The following is a 20526-nucleotide window of genomic DNA, read 5'->3' on the forward strand; positions in this document are numbered from 1 at the left end:
TCTTCGATGCCAACCGGTTGATCCCGGCCCTGCGATCCAGGAGACGATCGATGTCAGGACGCAAGCCCTCCCTACCACGACTATTGCCCCGGGCACGCCGCCTGCTGGCCGTCACCGCTGGTGCCGTGCTGGCCGGCGGGCTGCTCGGCGTACCGCTGCCCGTCTCGGCCGCGCCCACCGACGGCGGTGCCGACGCCCCCGGTGCCGGCACCGCCGCAGTCGCCGAGGAGTTACAGGCCACAGTCGCCGAATCGACCGGCGACCGGGTCCAGGCGCTGCTGATGCTGCCCAACCCGCAGCGCTATCCGACCAACCCGGACACCGCCGTCGACCAACTGCGCGCCCACTCCGAGGAGATCCAGGCCGAGGTCGAAACGGCGCTGGAAGAGCACGCCGAGACCGCCGGCGACGTACGGGTGGTCAACCGCTTCTGGATCACCAACATGCTGCTCGTCGAGTTCACCGCCGACGCCTCCCGGCTGTCGGCGCTGGCGAGCCTGCCCGGCGTGCAACGGGTGCTGCCGAACTTCACCCTGAGCGTGCCGGAGACCGAGATGACCGCCGCCGCCGACCCGGCCGCGTCGATCATCGACGACCGGATCACCTGGGGCATGGACCGCATCGGCGTCGAAAAGGTCTGGACCGAGCTCGGTCTGGACGGCACCGGCGTCCGGGTGGTCACTCTGGACACCGGGGTCGCCATCGACCACCCCGACCTGGTCGGCAAGATGGCCACCGACGACCCGACCGACCCGACCTACCCGGGTGGCTGGATGGAGTTCAGCTCCGCCGGCGGTCTGGTCTCCTCGGAGCCGCACGACTCGTCCACTCACGGTACGCACGTCTCCGGCACCATCCACGGTGGTGCGGCGTCCGGCGTGATCATCGGCGGCGCGCCCGGTGCCGAGATGGCGCACGGCCTGGTGATCCCCGGCGGAAGCGGCTCCTTCGCCCAGGTCGCCGCCGGCATGCAGTGGGCTGTCGCACCGACCGACTCGGCCGGCAACCCGGCGGGCCGCCCGGCCGACGTGGTCAGCATGTCGCTCGGGGCACCGAGCTACTCGACGGAAATGGTCGCCCCGACCCGGGCGATCGTCGCCGCCGGTGCGTTCCCGTCGTTCGCCATCGGCAACGAGGACATCCTCGGCAGCTGCGGCGTCGGTTCGTCCAGCCCCGGCAACGTGTACGAGGCCGTCGGCGTCGGTGCCACCGACATCGACGACAACGTCGCCGACTTCTCCTGCGGCAACGTGGTCAACAAGTCCAGCTGGGCCAGCCCACCCGCGGACTGGCCGGACAGCTGGGTCACCCCGGACCTGTCCGCCCCGGGCGACGAGGTGTGGTCGGCCCACCCGGACGGCAGCTACCGCTACGCCAGCGGCACCTCGATGGCCACCCCGCACACCAGCGCGGTCGCCGCGCTGCTGCTGCAGGGCGCGCCGGAGCTCAGCGTCGACGCGACCCGCACCGCACTGATCGACACCGCGTTCTGGGACGACCGGTACGCCGACGTGGCACCGGACACCCGGTACGGCCACGGCCGGATCGACGCGTACGCCGCCGCCGTGCAGGTGGCGCTCGACAGCGGCGTCACCGGCCAGGTCACCACCGCCGGCACCGGTGCCCCGGTCGCCGACGCCACGGTCACCGTCACGCCGGGCGGGGCCTCGGTGCGTACCGGTGACGACGGCAGCTTCACCCTGCGGCTGGCGCCCGGCAGCTACACGCTGACCGCCACCGCGTTCGGTCACGAGACCGCCAGCGTCGCCGACGTCGTTGTGGTCGAGGAGTCGTTCACCACCGTCGACCTGGCGATGGTGCCGCTGCCGATCGGGGTGGTCACCGGCGCCGCGACGTTCAACGAGAGCGGCCACGGCGTACCCGGGGTGACGGTCACGGTCTCCGCCGACGGCGCGCCGGTCGGCAGCCCGGTGGTCACCGGCACCGACGGCAGCTACCGGCTCGAACTGCCGGCCGGCAGCTACCGGATCACCGCCGACCATCCCCGGTTCGACGTCTCCCCGGCCGTCGAGGTGACCATTCCGGAAGGCGGCGCGGTCACCGCCGACTTCACGCTCAGCCCGCCGCCGCAGACGGTCGCCCTGGTCGGCAGCTACGTCGACACGTACGCCGACGAGATCTTCGCCCCGCGCGGCATCGAGACGGTGATCTACGACTGGGACGAGCTGGTGGCCGCCGCCGACCATCCGGTCGTGGTGCTCGGCTACGGGGTGAGCAGCGACTACGACGAGGCGACCTTCCAGGCGTTCCTGGACGCCACCGACGCCGCCGGCACCGGGGTGATCTTCACCGACCACGCCTACAGCACCGGCAACGGCATCCGGCAGCTGTCCCAGCACACCGGGCAGCCCGTCTCGACCGGCTCCAACACCGGCGGCACCGGCGTGGCCGAGTCGTACTACGAGGTGACCGCCGAACACCCGATCCTCGACGGGTACGCCGTCGGTGACCGGATTCCGCTGGACAACAGCACCCAGGCCAAGTGGATCGCCTGGTTCGGCGACTACTCCGGCGACGGCCGGCAGACCCTCGCCGACCTGGGCCGCAGCGACACCACCGGGATCTACGGCGGCGGCATCGGCGTCGACCAGCGGGCCACCAACCGGCACGTGCTGCTGTCCACCCACGGTGTGTCGGTGACCCGTGGCCCGGTCGACTGGACCGAGCAGGCCACCCAGGTGTTCCTCGACGCCATCGACTGGGCGGCCCGCCCGGCCGAGGAAGGGCAGCCGTACTTCGCCGTGCACGGGTTGACGGTCGACCCGGAGGTGGTGAAGAGCAACGAACCGGTACGGGTCACCGCCCAGGTGAAGAACATCGGCGCGGCCGCCGGGCCGTACCAGGCGGTGCTGCGGGTCGACGGCGAGTCGGCGGCGACGACCACGGTCAACCTCGGCTCCGGCGTCAACCAGACGGTCAGCTGGACGGTCCAGCGGGCAGAGCTGGGCAACTACGCCGTGACGCTCGAGTACCTGACCGGGTCGTTCCGGGTGCGTCCGCCCCGGGTGAGCCTCACCGCGCGTACCGTCGATGCTCCGGACGCCGAGCCCGGCCCCCTGGCCGGTGCCGCGGTCGAGCTGGTCCACGACGGCGCGGTGATCCCGGTCGGTGCCACCGACGACGCCGGCACCCTCACCTTCGAGACGCCGGCCGCCGTCGACCGCTACACCCTGGTGGTGCGCAAGGCCGCGGCCGACGGTGGTACGTCGTACCTGCTGCACAAGGTGATCACGGTGTTCGACGACGACGAGGTGCTGTTCGCGCCCCGGGTGCTGGCCGGTGGGCCGGCCGGGGCCGAGGCGGCCCAGGACCTGTCGACCCGGGTGGACCTCGCCGCCGACCTGGTCGGCGGCAACCATGCGGCGACCGTCTACCTGCGCCCGGCCGGCACCGCTCCGTGGGCGTACTCGTTCGGGCCCGGACCGCTGGTCGCGACGCTGGACAGCTACCAGGCGGTCACCGTGCACCAGTTGCCCCGGTTGGAACGCGACTGGTGGCTGGTCAGCGAGATCCTGCCGGAGATGGACTGGATCGACCCGTTCGACGCCACGTTCGGCTTCGGCGGCGCGGCGCAGGTCGAACTGGCCGCGTCGACCCCGGAACCCGGCTCGGTCGAGGTGGACTGGTCGGTGACCGACGCGCACGGACACCCGTTCGCGACGGTGCGCGCCACCGACGTGCGGCCGTTCGCCGACCTGCCGGCGGTGACCCGCCTGGAGGACGTCGTGCCGGCGGTCCGGGCGTTGGCGCCCAACGAGGCCCGGCCGGTGCTGCGGCTGTCCGACCCGGACGGGGCCGAGATCCGGGCCGGCTACCTCGACTGGGCGGCCCAGCCGTACGGGTTCGAGGTCGACGACCCGCAACCCGGCCGGTACCAGCTCCAGCTGGAGCTGGACACCGGTTGGTACAGCGGGCTGGTCGACGCCGAGTCGTCCCTGGTGCTGGCCGAGGCGGCGACGATCACCTCGACCTACCCGCAGACCGCCGAGGTGGACGGCTGGTTCCACCCGGAGGTCCGGGTGGTCAACCCGAGCGGCGTCGACCAGGGCACCGCTGAGTCGACGCTGACGGTCACCCATCCCGACGGTGACCTGCTGGCCCGCGACGTCGCGGTGCAGCTGCGGGTCGACGGGGCCTGGGTCCGGGTGCCGATGTCGGTGCAGGACGGCACCCTGGTCGGCACCATCTCGCCGGAGGTGGCGCTGACCGCCGGCACCGACCTGACCTGGGAGCTGCACGTACGCACCCGCCGGCCCGGCGAGTTCACCTTCACCCACCAGCTGACCGGCGGTGCGGTGGCGGTGACCGCCAGCTCGGCGGTGACGGTGGGCTGACGACACCTGACAGGTGAGGTCCGCGCCGGCCGCGCGACCCCCGGGCCAGGGGGTCGCGCGGCCGGTGAGGATAAGGTCTGGCCGTGCGGACCAAGCAGGAGTTGAGCGACGCCATCCGGCAGCGGCAGCGGGCGGTGCTGATCGTCAACGCCAAGTCCCGCCGGGGCCGCCAGTTCTACACCGACGCCGTCCGACGGCTGACCGACGCCGGCTTCGAGCTGATCGCCAGCTACCCGGTCGACGAGCCGGGCGAGCTGGAACGCAGCCTGGACGAGGCGGTCCGGATGGCCCCGGACCTGCTGATCGCCGGCGGTGGGGACGGCACCATCGGGGCCGCCGCCCGGCTGCTCGCCCACCGTGACATCGCGCTCGGGCTGCTGCCGTTGGGCACCACCAACAACTTCGCCCGTACGCTCGGGATCCCGATCGACCTGGACGCGGCGGTCCGGATCATCAGCTCCGGCAAGGTGATCGACGTCGATCTCGGCCTCGCCGGTGACCTGCCGTTCGCCAACCATGTCGGCATCGGGTTGTCCGCCGAGGTGATGCTGCGCACCCCGCCCCGGCTGAAACGGGTGGTCGGCAAGTTCGCCTATCCGACGACGGCGGCGGCGTTGATGGCCCGGCACCGTCCGCTACGGGTCAGCGTCCGCACCGCCAGCAGCAACCGGGACTTCCAGACCCACCAGCTGTACGTCGCCAACGGCGGTCACCAGGCCGGCCGGCCGATCACCGCGGACGCCAACGCCGACGACCGGCTGCTGGTGGCGTACCCGGTCGGTGGTGCGACCCGGCACAGCCTGCTGGGCGCGACGGTACGCAACGCGGCGACCGGTCACCGGCGTACCCTGCGGCACGATCCGTTCCTCGCGGTCGGCGAGCTGCTGGTCGAGACGGACCGGCCGGCGCCGGTGGAGATCGACGGTGAGGTGTGTGGTGAGACCCCGATCCGGCTGCGGGTCGACGCCAACGCGTTGCGGGTGATGGCCGCAGCCGGGACCATCGACCACTGACAGAGACCGCGCGGCCGGGCCGCGCGAGTCCGGCCGGCAGCACGACTCCGGCCGGCTGCCGGGTGGGCCGGCCGCCGGGTGAGGGCGACCGGCCCGAGCCGGTACGGGTCAGACGAACCGCCAGAGCGTGTCGTTCTGGCCGTAGTCGTCCGAGGTCACGATCTGTGCCCCCTGCGCGGTGGACCCGCCGCTGACCCCGAGCACCTTGCCGCCGTTGGCGCACTGCAGTCGGAAGTAGCCGTCACTGCGGTACCGCAGCCGCCACCGGTGGTCGGCGGTGCCGTTGTCGTCCCACTGCAGCACCCGGGCCCCGGTCGCCGTCGACATGTTCTCCACACCGAGCACCTTGCCGCTGTGCGAGTTGCGCAGCCGCAGGTAGCCGCCGGTGTCGGTGACCGCCGTCCAGAGATGGTCGGCGGTGCCGGTGTCGCCCCACTGGATGGCCAGGCCGCCGTTGGCGGTGGACATGTTCTGCACCCCCAGCACCAGCCCGCTGGCCCGGTTCTGGATCCGCCGGGTGCCGTTCGGCAGGAACCGCCACTGGTTGTCCAGGCTGCCGTTGTCCGGGTCCTGCACCGCCTGGGCGCCGCGGGCGGTCGATCCGCCGGTGATGGCCAGCAGCTTGCCGGTGTGCACGTTGCGCAGCTTGTGGGTGCCGTCGCCGACGTCGACGACCGTCCAGCGGTGGTCGGCGGTGCCGGTGTCGGACCACTGCAGGATGCGGGCACCGTCGGCGGTCGACATGTTCTCCACACCGAGCACCTTGCCGCTGTGCACGTTGCGCAGCCGGATCGCGCCACCGTCGACGATGATCTCCCAGTCGTGGTCGGCGGTGCCGTTGTCGTCCCACTGCAGGGCCAGGCCACCGTCGGCGGTGGACATGTTCTGCACCCCGAGCACCAGGTTGCTGTTGGCGTTGACCAGCCGGAAGCTGGCCGTGCCAGGGTTGCCGCCGCCGGAGCCGACACTCCAGTAGACGGTGTAGTTGTGCCCGTGCGCGTCGTGGAACGGGCCGAGGCCGACCGCCGAGCCGTTCGCGGTGGCGGTGAACGCGAGGGTGCTGGCGCTGGTCCGGGTGATCGACGCGGTGTCGAGCGACGGAAGCCCGCTCAGCGTGCTGTTGCCGTAGTTGCCGGAGAGCACCACCGGACCGTAGGTGATCGCGGCGACGTCGGGATTGTCGTTGGCCGGCACCATGATCACCCGCATCGGCAGCTGGACGGTGACCGTGTCGCCGGCGGACCAGGACCGGGTGAGGGTGGCGTAGCTGCCCGGTGTGGTGGCGATGCCCTGCTGTACGCCGTTGACGCTGACCGTCGCCCCGCTGGTCCAGGCCGGGATCCGGATCCGCATCGTCCACGACCCGGCGACGTTGCCGGTGACCGTGAGGGTGGTCGTGTCGCTGACCGGGTAGCTGGTGGTCTGGGTGACGGTGATGCCCCGCTGCGACCAGTTCAGCACCGACGGCATGAACAGGTTCACCGTCAGCGTGCTGCCGTCGTGGAAGTAGATGGAGTCGGTCAGCGCGGTGTTGACCTCCAGACCGGTGCCCTGGCAGCACCAGAAGGAGTCGTAGTCGGTGCTGTAGGTCCCGCCGCCCCAGGCCGGGCCGACGCCGCGTCGGCCGCCCGGGTTCAACGGGGTGAAGTAGGTGATGTGTCCGTGGTTGCTGGCCGGGTTCTGGATGCCGAGCACATGGTTGAGCAGCGCCCGTTCGTAGAAGTCGAAGTACGCCGCCCGGCCCGGGTCGAGCAGCCACAGCTCCCGGGTGAGTTTCAGCATGTTGTACGTGTTGCACGCCTCGCAGGTGTCGTTGCGCAGGTAGCCGGCGATGGCGTCGGGCGCCCGGAAGTGCTCGGCCTGGCTGTTGCCACCGATCGCGTAGGTGTGCGCGTCGACGGTGATGTTCCAGGCGTTGCTGGCGATGTCCCGGTAGCGGGTGGTCCCGGTGGCCTTGTACTCCCGGGCGGCACCGATCCACTTCGGCACCTGGGTGTTGGCGTGCAGCCCGTTGAGCTGGTCGGAGTTGGCTGCGAGCGGGTTGAACACGGCGGCGTGGTCGAACCGCTGCGCGGTGGTGAGCCACCGGCTGTCGCCGGTCTGCTGGTAGATGTCGGTCAGGACGGCGTTCATCCCGCCGAACTCGGTGCCGAGCATGTTCTGCATCTGGCTGCTGGACAGCCGGCCGGTGCGCCAGTCGACCCAGCCGGCGAGCGAGAGCAGGACGTCGCGGGCCTGGTTGTTGCCGAGGTAGCGCCACGCGTCGAGCAGGCCGGCAAGGGTCTTGTGGATGCAGTAGTACGGCACGTTTCCGTTGTTCAGCGTCCGGGCCTCGAGGCTGGTGAAGTCGGACTCGGGGAACCCGGACAGGTAGCCGGCGGCGAAGCCGGCCGCCCCGTTGTTGGCCTGGCACTTGGCGAGTTCGGCCACCATGTAGTTGGCCTTGTCCCGGAAGACGTTGTCACCGGTCACCGCCCACGCGAACGCCCAGGCGCTCAGGAAATGGCCCTGCATGTGGGTGCGGAACGGAAACGTCGGGCTGTCCCAACCGCCGTTGGACGCGGCGCCGTTGGTGGACAGCCGGTGGTTGGCCCGGAAGTTGCGCAGCATCCGGTCGACGTCGACGAAGCGCAGGTAGTTGATGGTGCGGTTCTGGTTGTCCAGCCATCGGCTGGCGCTCAGCCGGGCCTGGCCGACGTCGAATCCGTAGGCCCCCACGCCGATGTCGGGCCGCGCCGGCGGCAGGGCCGCGGCGGCCGGAGCGGCACCGACGACCGCACCGGTGGTGACGCCGGTGGCGGAGACCACCGCGGTCGCGCCGGCGGCCTGCAGCAGGCGACGACGGCTGAGAGATGATGAGCTCATGATCGTCTACTCCAAAAATCAGGGGGTCGAGAGTTCGAACCGTCGGACGGTGACGGCGCCGCCGAGTGCCTGCGTCGCATAATTGAATATCCCGAACCGATAACCCATGAAGAACTGCCACTCATTGTTCAACGTGAACGCCGGCCCGAACGACGTGAAGTTCACCCCGTCCGTGCTGTACGAGAACCGCGCCTGCCGCCCCGCACCCGGCCGAATATCGGCATTCGCCCGCAACCAGACCCGACCACCCGACACCGGCGCACTCGCCACTTCAGTCCCGGTCCCCGTCGTGTTCCAGTTACTGTCCATCGTCAACCCGTTCGTCATCACCACCCGGGTCGAACCATTGTCCCGACGCACCCCGACCCACGCCGACGACTGCCGCAACATCACCAACCCCGACCGGTCACCATCCCGCATCGACGAATAATCCAACTCGACCGTCGCCGTCGACGTCGGCCCCTGAATCCGATGCGTCAACGTGTTCCGCGCACTGTAGAGGTCATTCGTCACCGTCGCGGTGGACAACCGCAACCCGTCGTTCACCGACCACCGCGAATTGTCCGGGTTGTGGTTCCACTCCCACTGCGGCCCCAACGCCGTCCCCGCGAACGTGTCCACCCCGGTCAACGGCTTCACCACCCGCGGCGGCGCCGGCAGATTCGGCACCGGGTAGTTCACCCCCCACCGACCGTTCACCGTCCGCAACTGCGGCCAACCGTCACCCGTCCAACTGATCGGCGCCAACGCCGGCATCCGCCCACCCGGATACGCGTCCACGAACGCCATGTAGTACCAGTCACCGTTCTGCGTCTGCACCAGACCACCCTGATGCGGCACCCCGCCACCCGAGATCGGCCCCGGCAGATCCAACAGCACCTGCCGCATCTCGTACGGCCCGAACGGCCCGTTCGTCGACCGCAACACATACTGACCGTTCGCCGGCCGCGTCAACCAGATGTAATAGCTACCGTTGCGCTTGTAGAACCGGGCACCCTCCAAGGTCCCCACACTCGACGGCGTCTGGAACACCTGCTGCGCCCGCACCTGCGACCGACCATCCGCCGACAACTGCGCCACACTGATCGTCCCGTTACCGTACGCCACATACGGCGTGTCGTCATCGTCGAACAACAACCCCGCGTCGTAATAACACGGCAACGTCGCATGCTTCGTCCACGGACCCTCCACCGACCGCGACGTGTACATGTGCGTCTGACTGAAATCGATACAACCCGCCCAGTAGTACGTCCCGTTGCTCCGCCGGTAGTTCAACGTCGACGCCCAGATCCCCCGCACATACCCCCGCTGCGCCCCCGACAGGTCATACTTCGACCCGAACTCCAACCTCGGCACCGCATGACCCGCGAACTCCCAGTTCACCAGATCGTACGACCGCAGAATCGGCGCACCCGGCGAGTAGTGCATCGTCGACGCCGTCATGTAGTACGTGTCGTCGACCCGGATCACCTCCACATCCGCGAAGTCCTGCCACACCACCGGATTCGTGTACTCCCCCGACGGCGGCGGTGTCGTGGGGTTGGGGGTCGGGTTGCCGCCGCCGTCGACGCGGACGAGTTGCCACTGCTGGTTGGCGCCGCCCCAGTCGTCGTACTGGACGATGTTGCCGCCGTCGGCGGTCGACGCGTTCTGGACTTCGAGGGCCTTGTTGCTGTGTCGGCTGATCAGCCGGACGTGACCGCCGTCGGAGTCGGCGAGGCGCCACTGCTGGTTGTTGCCGTTGTGGTCGCTCCATTGGACGATGGCCGCGCCGTTGGCGGTGGACCACTCGTAGACGTCGAGGACCTTGCCGGACAGGCGGGACTTCAGCCGGTAGTAGCCGCCGCCGGAGTCGACGAACTGCCACTGCTGCTGGTTGCCGTTGTTGCGGGACCACTGGGTGATCCGGGCGCCGTCGTTGGTGGCGAGGTTGTACACGTCGAGGGCTTTGCCGCTGTTGCGGTTGAGCAGCACGTACCACGCGCTGGTGTCGACCGTCGCCGCCGATGCCGCAGTCGTCGTCAGCGCGACGAGGCCGCCGCCGACCAGGACCGCTGCGGTCGCCGCCGCGATGCGGCGGGTCCATCTCCGGTCGGTGGTCCGACCGGCCTGGGCTGTTTCTGCCATGTCTTCCTCCGTCACCGCAGGCCCAGGCGGTCGGCCGCACGCCTGGCGGCACCACCCGGCCCGCTGGCCGCTGTAGGCCTAGCCAGTGAGCGTTAACATGCGGCCCCACCAGCCCGGTTGGCGGAGCTGGCACCCGGTCGGGACAGCGACAGCCGGCTCACTCCCGATCGCGCCCCAACGGGTGTCCATCGACTGTGAACGATAACACCATCGTCGTCAAGAGGTAACAGGCGTGTTTCGTGGTGCCGACGCAGTGGGCGTCACCCGGATGGCGTTTCGCACGGAGGGCAGCAACGTTTCACCAGACCGGTACCGGACCGCAGACGCCCAACCGGACACTACTGTTATCGATAACATCGTCCATCGACGATGCACGGCCAAAGGCTTGACGGCGGACCCGCCAGCTACCAACGCCACCGCCAGAACCGGTACTCGTACCGCACCGACAAGGTGCCGGCCGCGATACTGCCGGTGATGACGACGTGCGGGGCCGTCGCGCCCGGCTCCGGCACCGCCGGCACCTTCATCCGCGCCGAGCCCGCCGACGTGGTCACCCCGTCGATGTTCGCGGTCGCCCCGCGCGGCAGCACGACGGTCGCCGACCCGGCCTGCGCAAACAACTCGATCTCCACCACCCGGTGGCCGAAGACGGCGTGCCGCATGTCCAGCAGCACCGAACCCGCCTTCGCGAGCACCACGAGCCGCCGCGGCACTCTCCACCGACCGGTACGCCGCAACTGCCCCGCCTGGCTGCGCAACTCGACCACATCGGCGGCGGCGATCGGGGCGACCGGGTCGACCGCAGGCAGATCGGCGACGAAGGGTTCCACGTCGCCGAAGGTCCGCGACCGCAACACCGCGTCCACCCGGTCGGAGAACTCGGCGAGCGTCAGTCGGCCCTCAGCGACGGCCGCGTTCAACCGGGCGACGACCGCTTCCCGGTCCGCATCGGACATCCGCAGTTCCCGCCGCGACGGCACGACCTCGCCACTCATCTGACCACTCTACGACGCGTCCGCCCAGCCCCGGCCGCTCGTGACGCGGTCCGGACCGCAGCCTCGGGCCGGACCGCGCCGACGTCATTGCCGGATCGGCATCAGCAGCGAACAGCTGCGGTCGTCGTCAGGCAGTCGCACGGCCAACGGCCGGATCGGCCCGTCCAGGTCCAGCACCAACTGACCGCCGCCGGCTGCCGCCACCGCCTGCAGCAGGAACTCCCGGTTCACCGCGACGTACCGATCCGGTGCGGCGCGCCAGGCCGCCTCGTCGACGCATTCGACGGCGCCGTCGTCGGTCGCCGCCAGCACCGCGACCGGGTGGGTGACGCCGAGGTGTTCGCGTACCACCGCCGGGGCCCGGCCCGGCTCCAGCGCCCGTCGCAACTCGGTGGCGTCCACAGTGACCTGCCGTCGGCCCTCGGCGCCCCGGACCGGCAGCAACGGCCGGTAGTCGGGAAAGTCGTGGTCCAGCGGGTCGGTGGTGATCCGCCAGCCCGGGGCGCGGGCGTCAACGCCGTCCGGACCGAAGGCCAGTTCCGCTGTTGGGTTACGGTCGACCTGGCTACGTACGCCGGTCACGAAGCCGCCGGGCACCAGGACCGTCACCGCCGGGCCGTCGACCGCCGTCGGGACGAGTTCGGCGACCGCCATGCGGTAACGGTCGGTCGCGGCGAACCGTACGGTGTCGGCGGAGACCTCGACGTGCACCCCGGCCAGGGCGGGAATCTCGGGGTCGGTGCCGACGGCGAACCGTACGGCGTCCAGCGCGTCGGCCAGGTCGGCGGCGTCGACGGTGACGCGGGTGGTGGTGGTCATGATCGTCCGATTCTCCTCGGCATCGAGCAGGGCATGGATGCGGGAGAGCTCCCGACGGGCATCGGCCAGCCCGTCCTGCAGCCGGCGCAGGTGCACGTCGAGCAGCCGTCGGGCCACCGTGACGTCGGGCAACGCCCGGACCGCCTCGGTGATCTCGACCAGCGGCAGGCCGACCCGGCGCAGCCCGGCCAGCAGCCGGGCGGCGCGCAGCTGACTCGCGGCGTACCACCGATAGCCGGTGTGCGGATCCACCGCAGCCGGCACCAGCACGCCAGCGGAGTCGTAGAACCGCAGCGCGCTGACGGTGAGCCCGCTGGCGCGGGCCGTCTCGCCGATGCTGTGCATGTCGCTCTCCACGTCCATGAACTCTGTGGCCTCGACCAGGTCGAGGGTCAAGGCCAACCGGGGGGCAATGCCGGCCGGGGGTCAAGGCCAGCCCGGGTCAAGGCCAGCCGCGTACCGGAGCCGACGGGCCGGGCCAGCGGCGGGATGCCGGCCCGTGGCAGCATTGCAGTTCCGACCAGATCGATGTACGCGTCCAACGAGACCGACATGCCCCGCCGGGAGGCAGGATGACCCCGCAGGCACCTCCGCCGCCCGCGATCGCCGGGCTGCCGCCGCTCGCCTGGCAGCACACACCGGTGGCGGCAGAGCATCACGCCGGTCGGCAGGCCCTGTCGCTCACCGCCGGTGCCGGCACCGACTGGTTCGTCGACCCGGTCGGCGAGTACCGCACCCACAACGCACCGGCGCTGCTGTTCGACTGCCCGGACGGCGAGTTCGCGCTCTCCGCCCGGGTCACGGCCGACTTCACGGCCGCGTTCGACGCCGGCGTGCTGTGCCTGCGTATCGACGAGGAACACTGGGCAAAGCTGTGCTTCGAGTATTCACCGCAGGGCCGGCCGATGGTGGTGACCGTGGTGACCAACGGCACCTCCGACGACGCCAACGCGGTCACCGTCGAAGCGTCCAGCGTCCACCTCCGGGTGCTGCGCAAAGGGTCGGCGTACGCGTTCCACTACTCACTCGACGGCTTCACCTGGCAGTTCGCCCGACTGTTCCAGCTGACCGATGCCGCCGACGCGCCGACCCGGGTCGGCTTCCTTTCCCAGTCGCCTACCGGTGACCGCTGCACCGCCACGTTCGAGCAGATCAGCCTGGTCGACGTGGTCCCCGACGACCTACGCGGTGGCCAGTGACCCGGACGGTGGTCCCGGACCGGCCGGCCGAGTCACGCATCGACGAGCTGGTCGGCGAGTCGGTTGACCACAGCCGACGGGGCGACTGGTCGACGGCGGTCCGCTGCCAGCGGCAGGCCGTCGAGCTGGCCGGTGAGCTGCTCGACGACGCGCCGGACGACGTGTCCCGGCGGACCGGACTGGGTGGGCTGTGCTACCGGCTCGGCGCGCTGCATCTCGCCGACCGGGATCCGGCGGCGGCGGTAGCGGCGCTGGACGACGCGGTACGCGCGTACGCCGGACTGGTCGGTGCCGTGCCCGACGCGGAGCTGTCGTTGGCCGACGTGCTGGCCCGCCGTGGTCTCGCCCAGTCGGTACGGGGGTGGGCTGCCTCGGCGGAGGTCGACGCCGACGCGGCGGTCCTGGCCTATCTGTCGGTGACCGGCGGCGATCCGGCCCATCCGCGACGCCGGGACCTGGCCCGGGTGCTGGCATCGAACGCCGCAACGCTGGCACCGGCCGGTGACCCGCAGCTCGCGATCGCCTCGGCCAACGCGGCACTGGGCTACTACGGCCACGGCGACGCGGCCGACGCGGGCGGGGACGGGTCGGACGGCACCGTCGACAGTGGGTACGTACACAGCGCAGCGGTGGTGTCGGCACTGCTGAACTTCGTCGACGGCCGGGTCGTCGAGGGCTTCGTTCCGGCGGCGGTGATCGCCGCCGGCCTGCCACCGGGCCAGGCGCGGCAGGCGCTGGAGGCCGAGTTGCGGGTGGTCGACGGGCTGCTCTCGATGGCCGGCGGACCGGTGCCGTTCCCACCGGAGATGGGTCGCAGCCTGGCGCGGCTGGTGCTGCCGACCGTGCGGGACCGGGGCCTGCTGTGGGTGCCGGCGGACGACTGGTTGGACCGGGCGGCCCAGCCGACGCTGACAGCGGTGATGCAGCGGCACACCGCCGGAGCCGGGCAGGCGACGCCGCTGGCGACGGCGACGCCGGGCAGCGATCCGGCGTTGCTCTGGACCACTTCGATGCGCTGGCTGTCCGGGCTGCCGTTGCAGGCGGCGGTGCAGCTGGTGACAGTCGCCGTCGACGTGCTGCTCACCGGGTCGGCGTACGCCGACGGACGGCGGCTGGCGCTGGCCGCGCACGCGTTGCTCGCCAGTGCGTACCGGGCCGCCCCTGACCGGCCACCGCAGGACCCGGCGGCGTACCTGCCGGTCTGGCAGCGGCTGCTGGAGGTGGCCACCGACAGCTGCCGGGCGGCCGGTGACCACGCGCTCGCCGAAGACTTCGACGCATGGCGCGCCCGGTTGCGGTGACCGGGCGCGCACCTGCACAGCGGTTACGGTGCACGACTCGCACCTGCGCGGCGGTTGCGGTACAGGACATGTCCGCAGGCCGCGCCGAGGACCAGCTCGGCGACGGCAGCGGCGATCAGATTGGTGGCCGGCATCCCGTCCAGTGCGATGCTGAGCAGCCGGGACAGCCCGTACGCCAGATAGACGGTCGCGCCGATCAGTGCCGCGGCGAAGGTCAACCGGCGGACGAACGCCCCGAGGGTGACCAGGATCCCGGTGGCCAGCAGCGCCCCGCCGGCCGCGCGGATCTCGCTGAGCAGGCTGCTGTTGCCGGCGAAGTCGATGCCGTTGCCGGCGTGGAAGGTGTCCGGTGTGGTCAGGACCGCGCCGCCGATACCGACCACGACCAGGCCGGCGACGACGAGAATCACCTTCTGACTGCGGCTGCCGGTGCGGGTGTTGGTGTGGGGCGCCTCCGGCACCGGGCCGGCGACGGTGGTCACTGCTGCCACGCCCCGGCGGCGGCCGCCTGCCGGCAGAAGGCGGCGAAGTCCCGCGGCGCGCGGCCCAGCGCCCGCTCGACGCCGTCACCGAGCGAGGCGTTACGCCCGTCGAACACCTCGACGCACAGGTCGGTGAGCAGCCGCGCGTAGTCCGGACCGACCTGCGACACCAGGGCGAGATGAAACTGCTCGGCGGTGACCGGCAGGTAGCCGACGGCCCGGCCGCTGGCCGCGGCGATCTCCGCCGCCGCCTGCGCGAACGTGAGCAGGCGTGGCCCGGTGACGTCGTACGTCCGGCCGTCGTGCCGGCGGTCGGTGAGCAGCGCCACCGCGACGTCGGCGACGTCGTCGACGTCCACGAACGGCTCGGCCACCTCGCCAGCGGGCAGGGCCACCGTCCCGGCCAGGATTGGGCCGAGCAGGTGTCCTTCGGTGAAGTTCTGGTTGAACCAGCTGGCCCGCACGATGCCGTAGGTCAGCCCGGAACTGGCGACGATCGCCTCACAGCGGCCGGCGTTGGTCTCGCCCCGACCGGAGAGCAGGACCAGTTTGCGGACACCAGCGTCGCGGGCGGCGGCGGTGAACTTTTCGACCACGGTGGGCGCTTCGGGTGCGGCGAGGTCCGGCGAGTACGACAGGTACACGGCGTCCACCCCGCGCAGCGCGGCGGGCCAACTGGCCGGCTCCGCCCACTGGAACGGCTGCTCGCCCTGGCGGCTGGCCCGGACCACGGGGTGGCCGAGTGTGGTGAGCTGGTCGGCGATGCGCCGGCCGGTCTTGCCGGTCGCCCCGGTGACGAGCACTGACGGTCGTGACATGGCGTGGAACTCCCGTTCGGTCTGAAGTGTCGTGGACGGCCTTCTACCGCCCACTGCTGGCCACCGCCCGGATCGGCGAATCGTCCGACTCGGGCAGGTGATGTCTTGACGACCAGCCTGCCGGGGTGTCTTCGGCGGAACAATGATCCTGATTCCTGATTTCTTTGCTCATCGTCCAGACCAGTGGACGTTCGGCATACTCTCCGGGAAGCTGGGCAGGGTGTGGACGACACCCAGCTGCGCGATCCCGGCGATGAGCGACCCGCTCGGCGAGACCCTGCACATGTTCCGGCTGACCGGCACCCTCTACTGCCGGGCCGAGCTGACCGCCCCGTGGGGCATCGACGTGCCGGCCCTGCCGGGCTGTATGACGTTGCAGGTCGTCACCGCCGGCCGGTGCTGGCTGGAGGTGGGCGACGCCCAGCCGTACCTGATCGGGCCGGGCAGTCTGACGCTGATCCCGGACGGTGTCCCGCACCGGTTCCGCAGCGCCCCGGCCGCATCGACGCGGCCGTTGTTCGACATCCCGGTGCAGCAGCTCAGCGAGCGCTACGAGATCATGCGGCACGGGGGCGGCGGCGAGCTCACCCAGGTGACGTACGCGGTGCTGCGCCCGGACCACGTCGCCGCCCGGCGGCTGATCGCCCAGCTGCCACCGGTGCTGCATCTCGACCGGTTCGACGACGACGAGTCGGGGTGGCTGCACAGCACGTTGCGGCTGGTCACCCGGGAGGCACAGGCGCTGCGACCGGGCGGTGAGACGATGCTGACCCGGCTGGCCGACGTACTGGTGATCCAGGCCATCCGGTCCTGGTTGGACGCCGCTCCGGAGGCGCGCCAGGGTTGGCTGGCCGCGCTCCGCGACGACCAGATCGGCCGGGCGCTGACCGCACTGCACCGCGAGCCGGACCGGGACTGGACGGTCGGCACCCTGGCTCAGCAGGCCGGCATGTCCCGGTCGGCGTTCGCCGCCCGGTTCACCGAGCTGGTCGGTGAACCGGTGATCCGCTACCTGGCGACCTGGCGGCTGCAGCTGGCCCACGACCATCTGCAGCGCTGCGCAGACCCGCTGCCGGTGGTCGCCCGCCGGTTCGGCTATCAGTCGGAGGCCGCGTTCTGCCGGGCCTTCAAACGGGCGTACGGGGTTGCGCCGGGCCAGGTCCGTCGGGAACGGCGCGGCGCCGGGAACGACTGACCCGGCCAGCGGCCGCCGTCCGGTGAACCGGCACACTGGGCGGATGGCACATCTGCGGGTCGACTTCTACTCCGACGTGCTGGAGCAGGCCACCTCGATGACCGTCCTGCTACCCCAGCACACCAGGACCCGGATCGGCGCTCCGGCGCGGGCCGGCGACACCGATTCCCCGGTGCTCTATCTGCTGCACGGGCTCACCGACGATGCCACCGCGTGGACCCGGTACAGCTCCATCGAGCGGTACGCCGAGGAGCGCGGCCTGGCCGTGGTGATGCCCCAGGTGCACCGCAGCATGTACGCCGACGAGGTGCACGGAGCACCGTTCTGGACGTTCCTGTCCACCGAACTGCCGGCCGTGGTCGACTCGTTCTTCCGGGTCTCCCGGCGGCGGGAGGACACCTTCGTCGCGGGCCTGTCGATGGGCGGGTACGGGGCGTTGCGCTGGGCGCTGCGCCAGCCGCACCGGTTCGCGGCGGCGGCCAGCCTGTCCGGCGTACTCGACGTGGCCGCCCGCCAGCACGGACCGTCGGTGTCCGCCACCGACCCGCTGATGCGGCGGGTCTTCGGCGAGCAGGACATCGCCGGCAGCGACGACGACCTGCTCGCGGTGCTCGACCGGGCCGACCCGGCGGCGTTGCCGCAGCTCTGGCTGTGCTGCGGCACTGAGGACGTGCTGTACCCGGACAACGTCCGGTTCCGCGACGCCTGCGTGGCCCGGGGTGTTCCACTCACCGTCGACTTCGAAGCCGGTGACCACGTGTGGAGCTACTGGGACGCCAAGATCCGGGACGTACTCGCCTGGCTGCCGCTGTGACCGATGGCACCGACGCGGCGCGAGTGGCCGCCGGGCTGGACGATCAGTTGGCCACGCTGACCTTCACCGATCTCGGCACCGAACAGGTCACCAGGACGATCATCGACGCCGTGGTGCGGTGGGGTAACGAGCAGGGCTGGCGGGTGTACCGGCGGGCAGCCAGCGTACTGCCGCTGCCGCCGCCGATGCACGGCCGGCACTCGGTCGTCGACGTGGCCTGCGCCCGGCCCGACGCGCCGCCGCTGGTGGTCGAGGTGGACCACACCGACCGGCACCGTACGGTGGAGAAACTGCTCGCCGAAGCTGCCGCTGGTCGGGTGGCGATCTGGGTCCGATGGGGCAGCCGTGGCTTCACCGCCCCGCCCGAGCCGGTGCGGATGGTCACCCTGCCGGTCACCGTCCGGACGACCACGGCACGATCGGGCGTACGGTTGTTCAGCCGGCAGCCGGAGCGGCCGTTGGCGCCGCCCAGTCACCGGCCCGGCCCAGTGGCTGCGGCCGGGCCTCCGTCGTCCCTGTTCGACCCGGCCGACGGAGCGCCGCCCGCTGGCGGCTGACCGTCTGGCGGGGCGGACCGGGTGGCCGGATCTTCCCGCTGCGGGCGTCGGAGCCGTCCCCGCTGCGGGTACCGGAGCCATCCCCGTTGTCCACGCGCTGACCACGTGAACCGGTCCCGGCACCCACAGATCGGGACACGGAGGCACGGCGGCTCACGCCCTTCCGCGCAGGAGCGGACCACGCCGGATCTCGCTGCGACCAGTCTCGGCCACCGTGAACGTCCGCAAAAGTCGCATCGCGTGACAGAATCTGGTGCTGATGTCACGGCGAGGACAAGGTGACTCGCTCAGGAAGGACGGTGACATCCGTGTCCGCTGTGGAGGTCAAGTCGGAGCTGCGCACCCTGCGGGCCGGTCGCGGCGTGTCGGCACCTGATCTGTCCGGTCGGCTCGGCGACCACCTGCGTACGCTCTGCGGCAACAGTGCGGTGAACCGCGACGACGAGCCCGCCGAGTTGCGCGAGCGGGTGATAGCCGAGCTGAACAGCCAGGTCCGACGCCTACCGGACGACATGGCGCTGGCAGCGCGGGTCGCGCTGGGGCTGCACCCGCAGGCGCAGGACGCGCACTTCCGTGGCCGGGTCGCCTGGCTGGCCCGACGGCTGGGTCGCGAAGACCGGACCGCGCTGCGCCGGATCAACGAAGCGGAAGTGCTGCTGGCCGAGGCGATCGGCCAGGAGCTGGGCCGACGCAGCTCCAGCCCGGTCGGAGCCGGCTGGCACGTCGCCGGGCTGCGGGTGCTGGTCCGGCTGGACACCCCGACGATGGAGGCGTACGAGGAACGGCGGATCGTCGCCGACCGGGACGGCGTCGACGAGATCATGCTCGGCATGTCGCTGCCCTGCCCGCCGGGCAGCGACGGGCTCGACATCCGGGCAGACGTGCACTGGGGCGGGCGGCTGATCAGACACGAACGACCGCTGCCGCAGCGGTCACAGTTGGTCATCGGCCTGCCCCGGCCACTCGACGCCGGTGAGTCGTGCGACTTCAGTGTGGTCACTCGACTGGGTCCGAGCCAGATCGCCTCACCGCACTACGTGCTGACGGCCACCCGACGGTGCCGACGGTTCGAGCTGCGAGTGAGATTCGACCCGGACCGGTTGCCCAAGTGGGTGCGGCGGGTGACCGGGGAGCCCGTTCGGTTACTGGACACACCGCAGCCCGGCAGCGAACTGCTGCAGCCGGACGCGGTCGGCGAGGTCTACACGGATTTCGACGATCCGGAACTGTATCTCGCGTACGGCATCCAGTGGTTTCCGGCACTTCAGCCGTGACGCAGGATCGGAACGGTCGAAACGGGTCAGTCGGTCTCCATCACGCATCACCTCCGCTGACGTCGACAGGCAGAATCCGACGGAACTGCCATTGGCAGACAGCGATCGACGGCGACTCTCCGGACGGTGCCGGGAATCGCGCCGATCAGACGGGACAGGTAGTGGTTGGTCGACAACGGTTGCCCGGCATAGGCCCGGCAAGTGCCGGTAGCCGACGCCAGGCGGTCGGGTCCCGACCAGGGTGTGACGCTGGCCGGGGTCTGCACACAGATGGACTGCACCGCGGACCGGCTGGGCCGGGCGGCGGACACGGACACCAGGAACGTCGCGCAACGCGACGAACCGCTGATTCCTCGTGGCCGGCTTTCCGGCCACCGATAGGTCAGTTACCGCTGACCGAGGCTACGACAGCGCGATCTGGCCGGCACGGCCGTCGACCGCCAGGCGAAACAGCGTCGAATCGCTGGGCCGGGTCGTCGGACAATGAATGCATCGGGCAATGAATGCACGTGGCTCAAGGTTAATCATGATCTGTCTCCCCGTGAGTCGCCGTACAGTAACCTTATCACCGCCCGCCAAGTTTGCCATCGTAAATACGGCGACAACCTGGTCACAGTCCTCTGTCCACAAGGCTGGCCGGTCCGGACAGGCCGGTCGGTCCGGGCGACATCTGATAACCTCGCCGCAGCGTCGCGTGCCGGTGGCAGTCCGT

Annotated in this window: 14 protein-coding genes; 8 read left to right on the forward strand and 6 right to left on the reverse strand. The window is 70.9% G+C overall.

The genetic code is table 11. The features are described from left to right. Positions 1-50 precede the first annotated feature (50 nt). Both O7629_RS21525 and O7629_RS21530 read left to right on the forward strand, forming a co-directional pair. On the forward strand, positions 51-4355 hold the full coding sequence (locus tag O7629_RS21525) for a S8 family serine peptidase (RefSeq protein ID WP_278171319.1): 4305 nt from the start codon (positions 51-53) through the stop codon (positions 4353-4355). Between the two features lie 83 nt (positions 4356-4438). Further along, the gene (locus tag O7629_RS21530) at positions 4439-5368 is read left to right on the forward strand and encodes a YegS/Rv2252/BmrU family lipid kinase (protein ID WP_278171320.1); all 930 of its coding nucleotides are present in this window, start codon (positions 4439-4441) and stop codon (positions 5366-5368) included. A 108-nt stretch (positions 5369-5476) separates the two neighbouring features. Here the strand turns inward: O7629_RS21530 and O7629_RS21535 are convergent, their stop codons facing one another. The 4 genes from O7629_RS21535 to O7629_RS21550 form a co-directional block, all read right to left on the reverse strand. Next, complete coding sequence (locus tag O7629_RS21535) at positions 5477-8233, reverse strand: beta-L-arabinofuranosidase domain-containing protein (RefSeq protein WP_278171321.1); 2757 nt, start codon at positions 8231-8233, stop codon at positions 5477-5479. An 18-nt stretch (positions 8234-8251) separates the two neighbouring features. Then, on the reverse strand, positions 8252-10360 hold the full coding sequence (locus tag O7629_RS21540) for a family 43 glycosylhydrolase (RefSeq protein ID WP_278171322.1): 2109 nt from the start codon (positions 10358-10360) through the stop codon (positions 8252-8254). Positions 10361-10764: 404 nt separating this feature from the next. Beyond that, entirely contained in the window at positions 10765-11355 is a 591-nt protein-coding gene (locus tag O7629_RS21545) for a DUF1707 domain-containing protein (RefSeq protein WP_278171323.1), read from the reverse strand. A gap of 84 nt (positions 11356-11439) precedes the next feature. Continuing rightward, positions 11440-12519, reverse strand: a complete 1080-nt coding sequence (locus O7629_RS21550) for a MerR family DNA-binding transcriptional regulator (protein WP_278174617.1) — start codon at positions 12517-12519, stop codon at positions 11440-11442. A gap of 227 nt (positions 12520-12746) precedes the next feature. On the opposite strand from O7629_RS21550, the gene O7629_RS21555 reads away from it, so the two are divergent. Then, positions 12747-13373, forward strand: coding sequence for a DUF1349 domain-containing protein (locus O7629_RS21555; RefSeq protein ID WP_278171324.1), 627 nt, complete (start codon positions 12747-12749; stop codon positions 13371-13373). Beyond that, on the forward strand, positions 13370-14674 hold the full coding sequence (locus O7629_RS21560; protein ID WP_278171325.1) for a hypothetical protein: 1305 nt from the start codon (positions 13370-13372) through the stop codon (positions 14672-14674). Before O7629_RS21555 ends, O7629_RS21560 begins: the two co-directional genes overlap by 4 nt. A gap of 23 nt (positions 14675-14697) precedes the next feature. On the opposite strand, the gene O7629_RS21565 is transcribed toward O7629_RS21560, so the two are convergent. Beyond that, complete coding sequence (locus O7629_RS21565; protein WP_278171326.1) at positions 14698-15165, reverse strand: DUF4345 domain-containing protein; 468 nt, start codon at positions 15163-15165, stop codon at positions 14698-14700. Next, positions 15153-15974, reverse strand: a complete 822-nt coding sequence (locus O7629_RS21570) for an NAD(P)H-binding protein (protein WP_278171327.1) — start codon at positions 15972-15974, stop codon at positions 15153-15155. The genes O7629_RS21565 and O7629_RS21570 overlap by 13 nt, the downstream gene beginning before the upstream one ends. A gap of 253 nt (positions 15975-16227) precedes the next feature. Between O7629_RS21570 and O7629_RS21575 the strand changes: the two genes are divergently transcribed. The 4 genes from O7629_RS21575 to O7629_RS21590 all read left to right on the forward strand — a co-directional run bounded on the left by O7629_RS21575 (position 16228) and on the right by O7629_RS21590 (position 19814). After that, a complete protein-coding gene (locus tag O7629_RS21575; protein ID WP_278171328.1) occupies positions 16228-17169 on the forward strand; it encodes an AraC family transcriptional regulator in 942 nt (313 codons plus the stop codon). Between the two features lie 43 nt (positions 17170-17212). After that, on the forward strand, positions 17213-17983 hold the full coding sequence (locus O7629_RS21580) for an alpha/beta hydrolase family protein (RefSeq protein ID WP_278171329.1): 771 nt from the start codon (positions 17213-17215) through the stop codon (positions 17981-17983). Continuing rightward, positions 17980-18540: a hypothetical protein gene (locus O7629_RS21585; RefSeq protein ID WP_278171330.1), complete on the forward strand. Its 561-nt coding sequence runs from the start codon at positions 17980-17982 to the stop codon at positions 18538-18540. Before O7629_RS21580 ends, O7629_RS21585 begins: the two co-directional genes overlap by 4 nt. Positions 18541-18848: 308 nt before the next feature. Then, positions 18849-19814: a hypothetical protein gene (locus O7629_RS21590; RefSeq protein ID WP_278171331.1), complete on the forward strand. Its 966-nt coding sequence runs from the start codon at positions 18849-18851 to the stop codon at positions 19812-19814. The last annotated feature ends 712 nt before the right edge of the window (positions 19815-20526 follow it).

It is taken from the genome of Solwaraspora sp. WMMD792 (assembly GCF_029626105.1).
GTDB lineage: Bacteria > Actinomycetota > Actinomycetes > Mycobacteriales > Micromonosporaceae > Micromonospora_E.

Bases quoted from the DNA above. Each gene is read 5' to 3' on its own strand.
- O7629_RS21525 (WP_278171319.1), top strand. From the start codon at position 51: ATGTCAGGACGCAAGCCCTCCCTACCACGACTATTGCCCCGGGCACGC.
- O7629_RS21535 (WP_278171321.1), bottom strand. From the start codon at position 8,233: ATGAGCTCATCATCTCTCAGCCGTCGTCGCCTGCTGCAGGCCGCCGGC.
- O7629_RS21540 (WP_278171322.1), bottom strand. From the start codon at position 10,360: ATGGCAGAAACAGCCCAGGCCGGTCGGACCACCGACCGGAGATGGACC.
- O7629_RS21545 (WP_278171323.1), bottom strand. From the start codon at position 11,355: ATGAGTGGCGAGGTCGTGCCGTCGCGGCGGGAACTGCGGATGTCCGAT.
- O7629_RS21550 (WP_278174617.1), bottom strand. From the start codon at position 12,519: ATGCACAGCATCGGCGAGACGGCCCGCGCCAGCGGGCTCACCGTCAGC.
- O7629_RS21555 (WP_278171324.1), top strand. From the start codon at position 12,747: ATGACCCCGCAGGCACCTCCGCCGCCCGCGATCGCCGGGCTGCCGCCG.
- O7629_RS21570 (WP_278171327.1), bottom strand. From the start codon at position 15,974: ATGTCACGACCGTCAGTGCTCGTCACCGGGGCGACCGGCAAGACCGGC.
- O7629_RS21575 (WP_278171328.1), top strand. From the start codon at position 16,228: ATGAGCGACCCGCTCGGCGAGACCCTGCACATGTTCCGGCTGACCGGC.
- O7629_RS21580 (WP_278171329.1), top strand. From the start codon at position 17,213: ATGGCACATCTGCGGGTCGACTTCTACTCCGACGTGCTGGAGCAGGCC.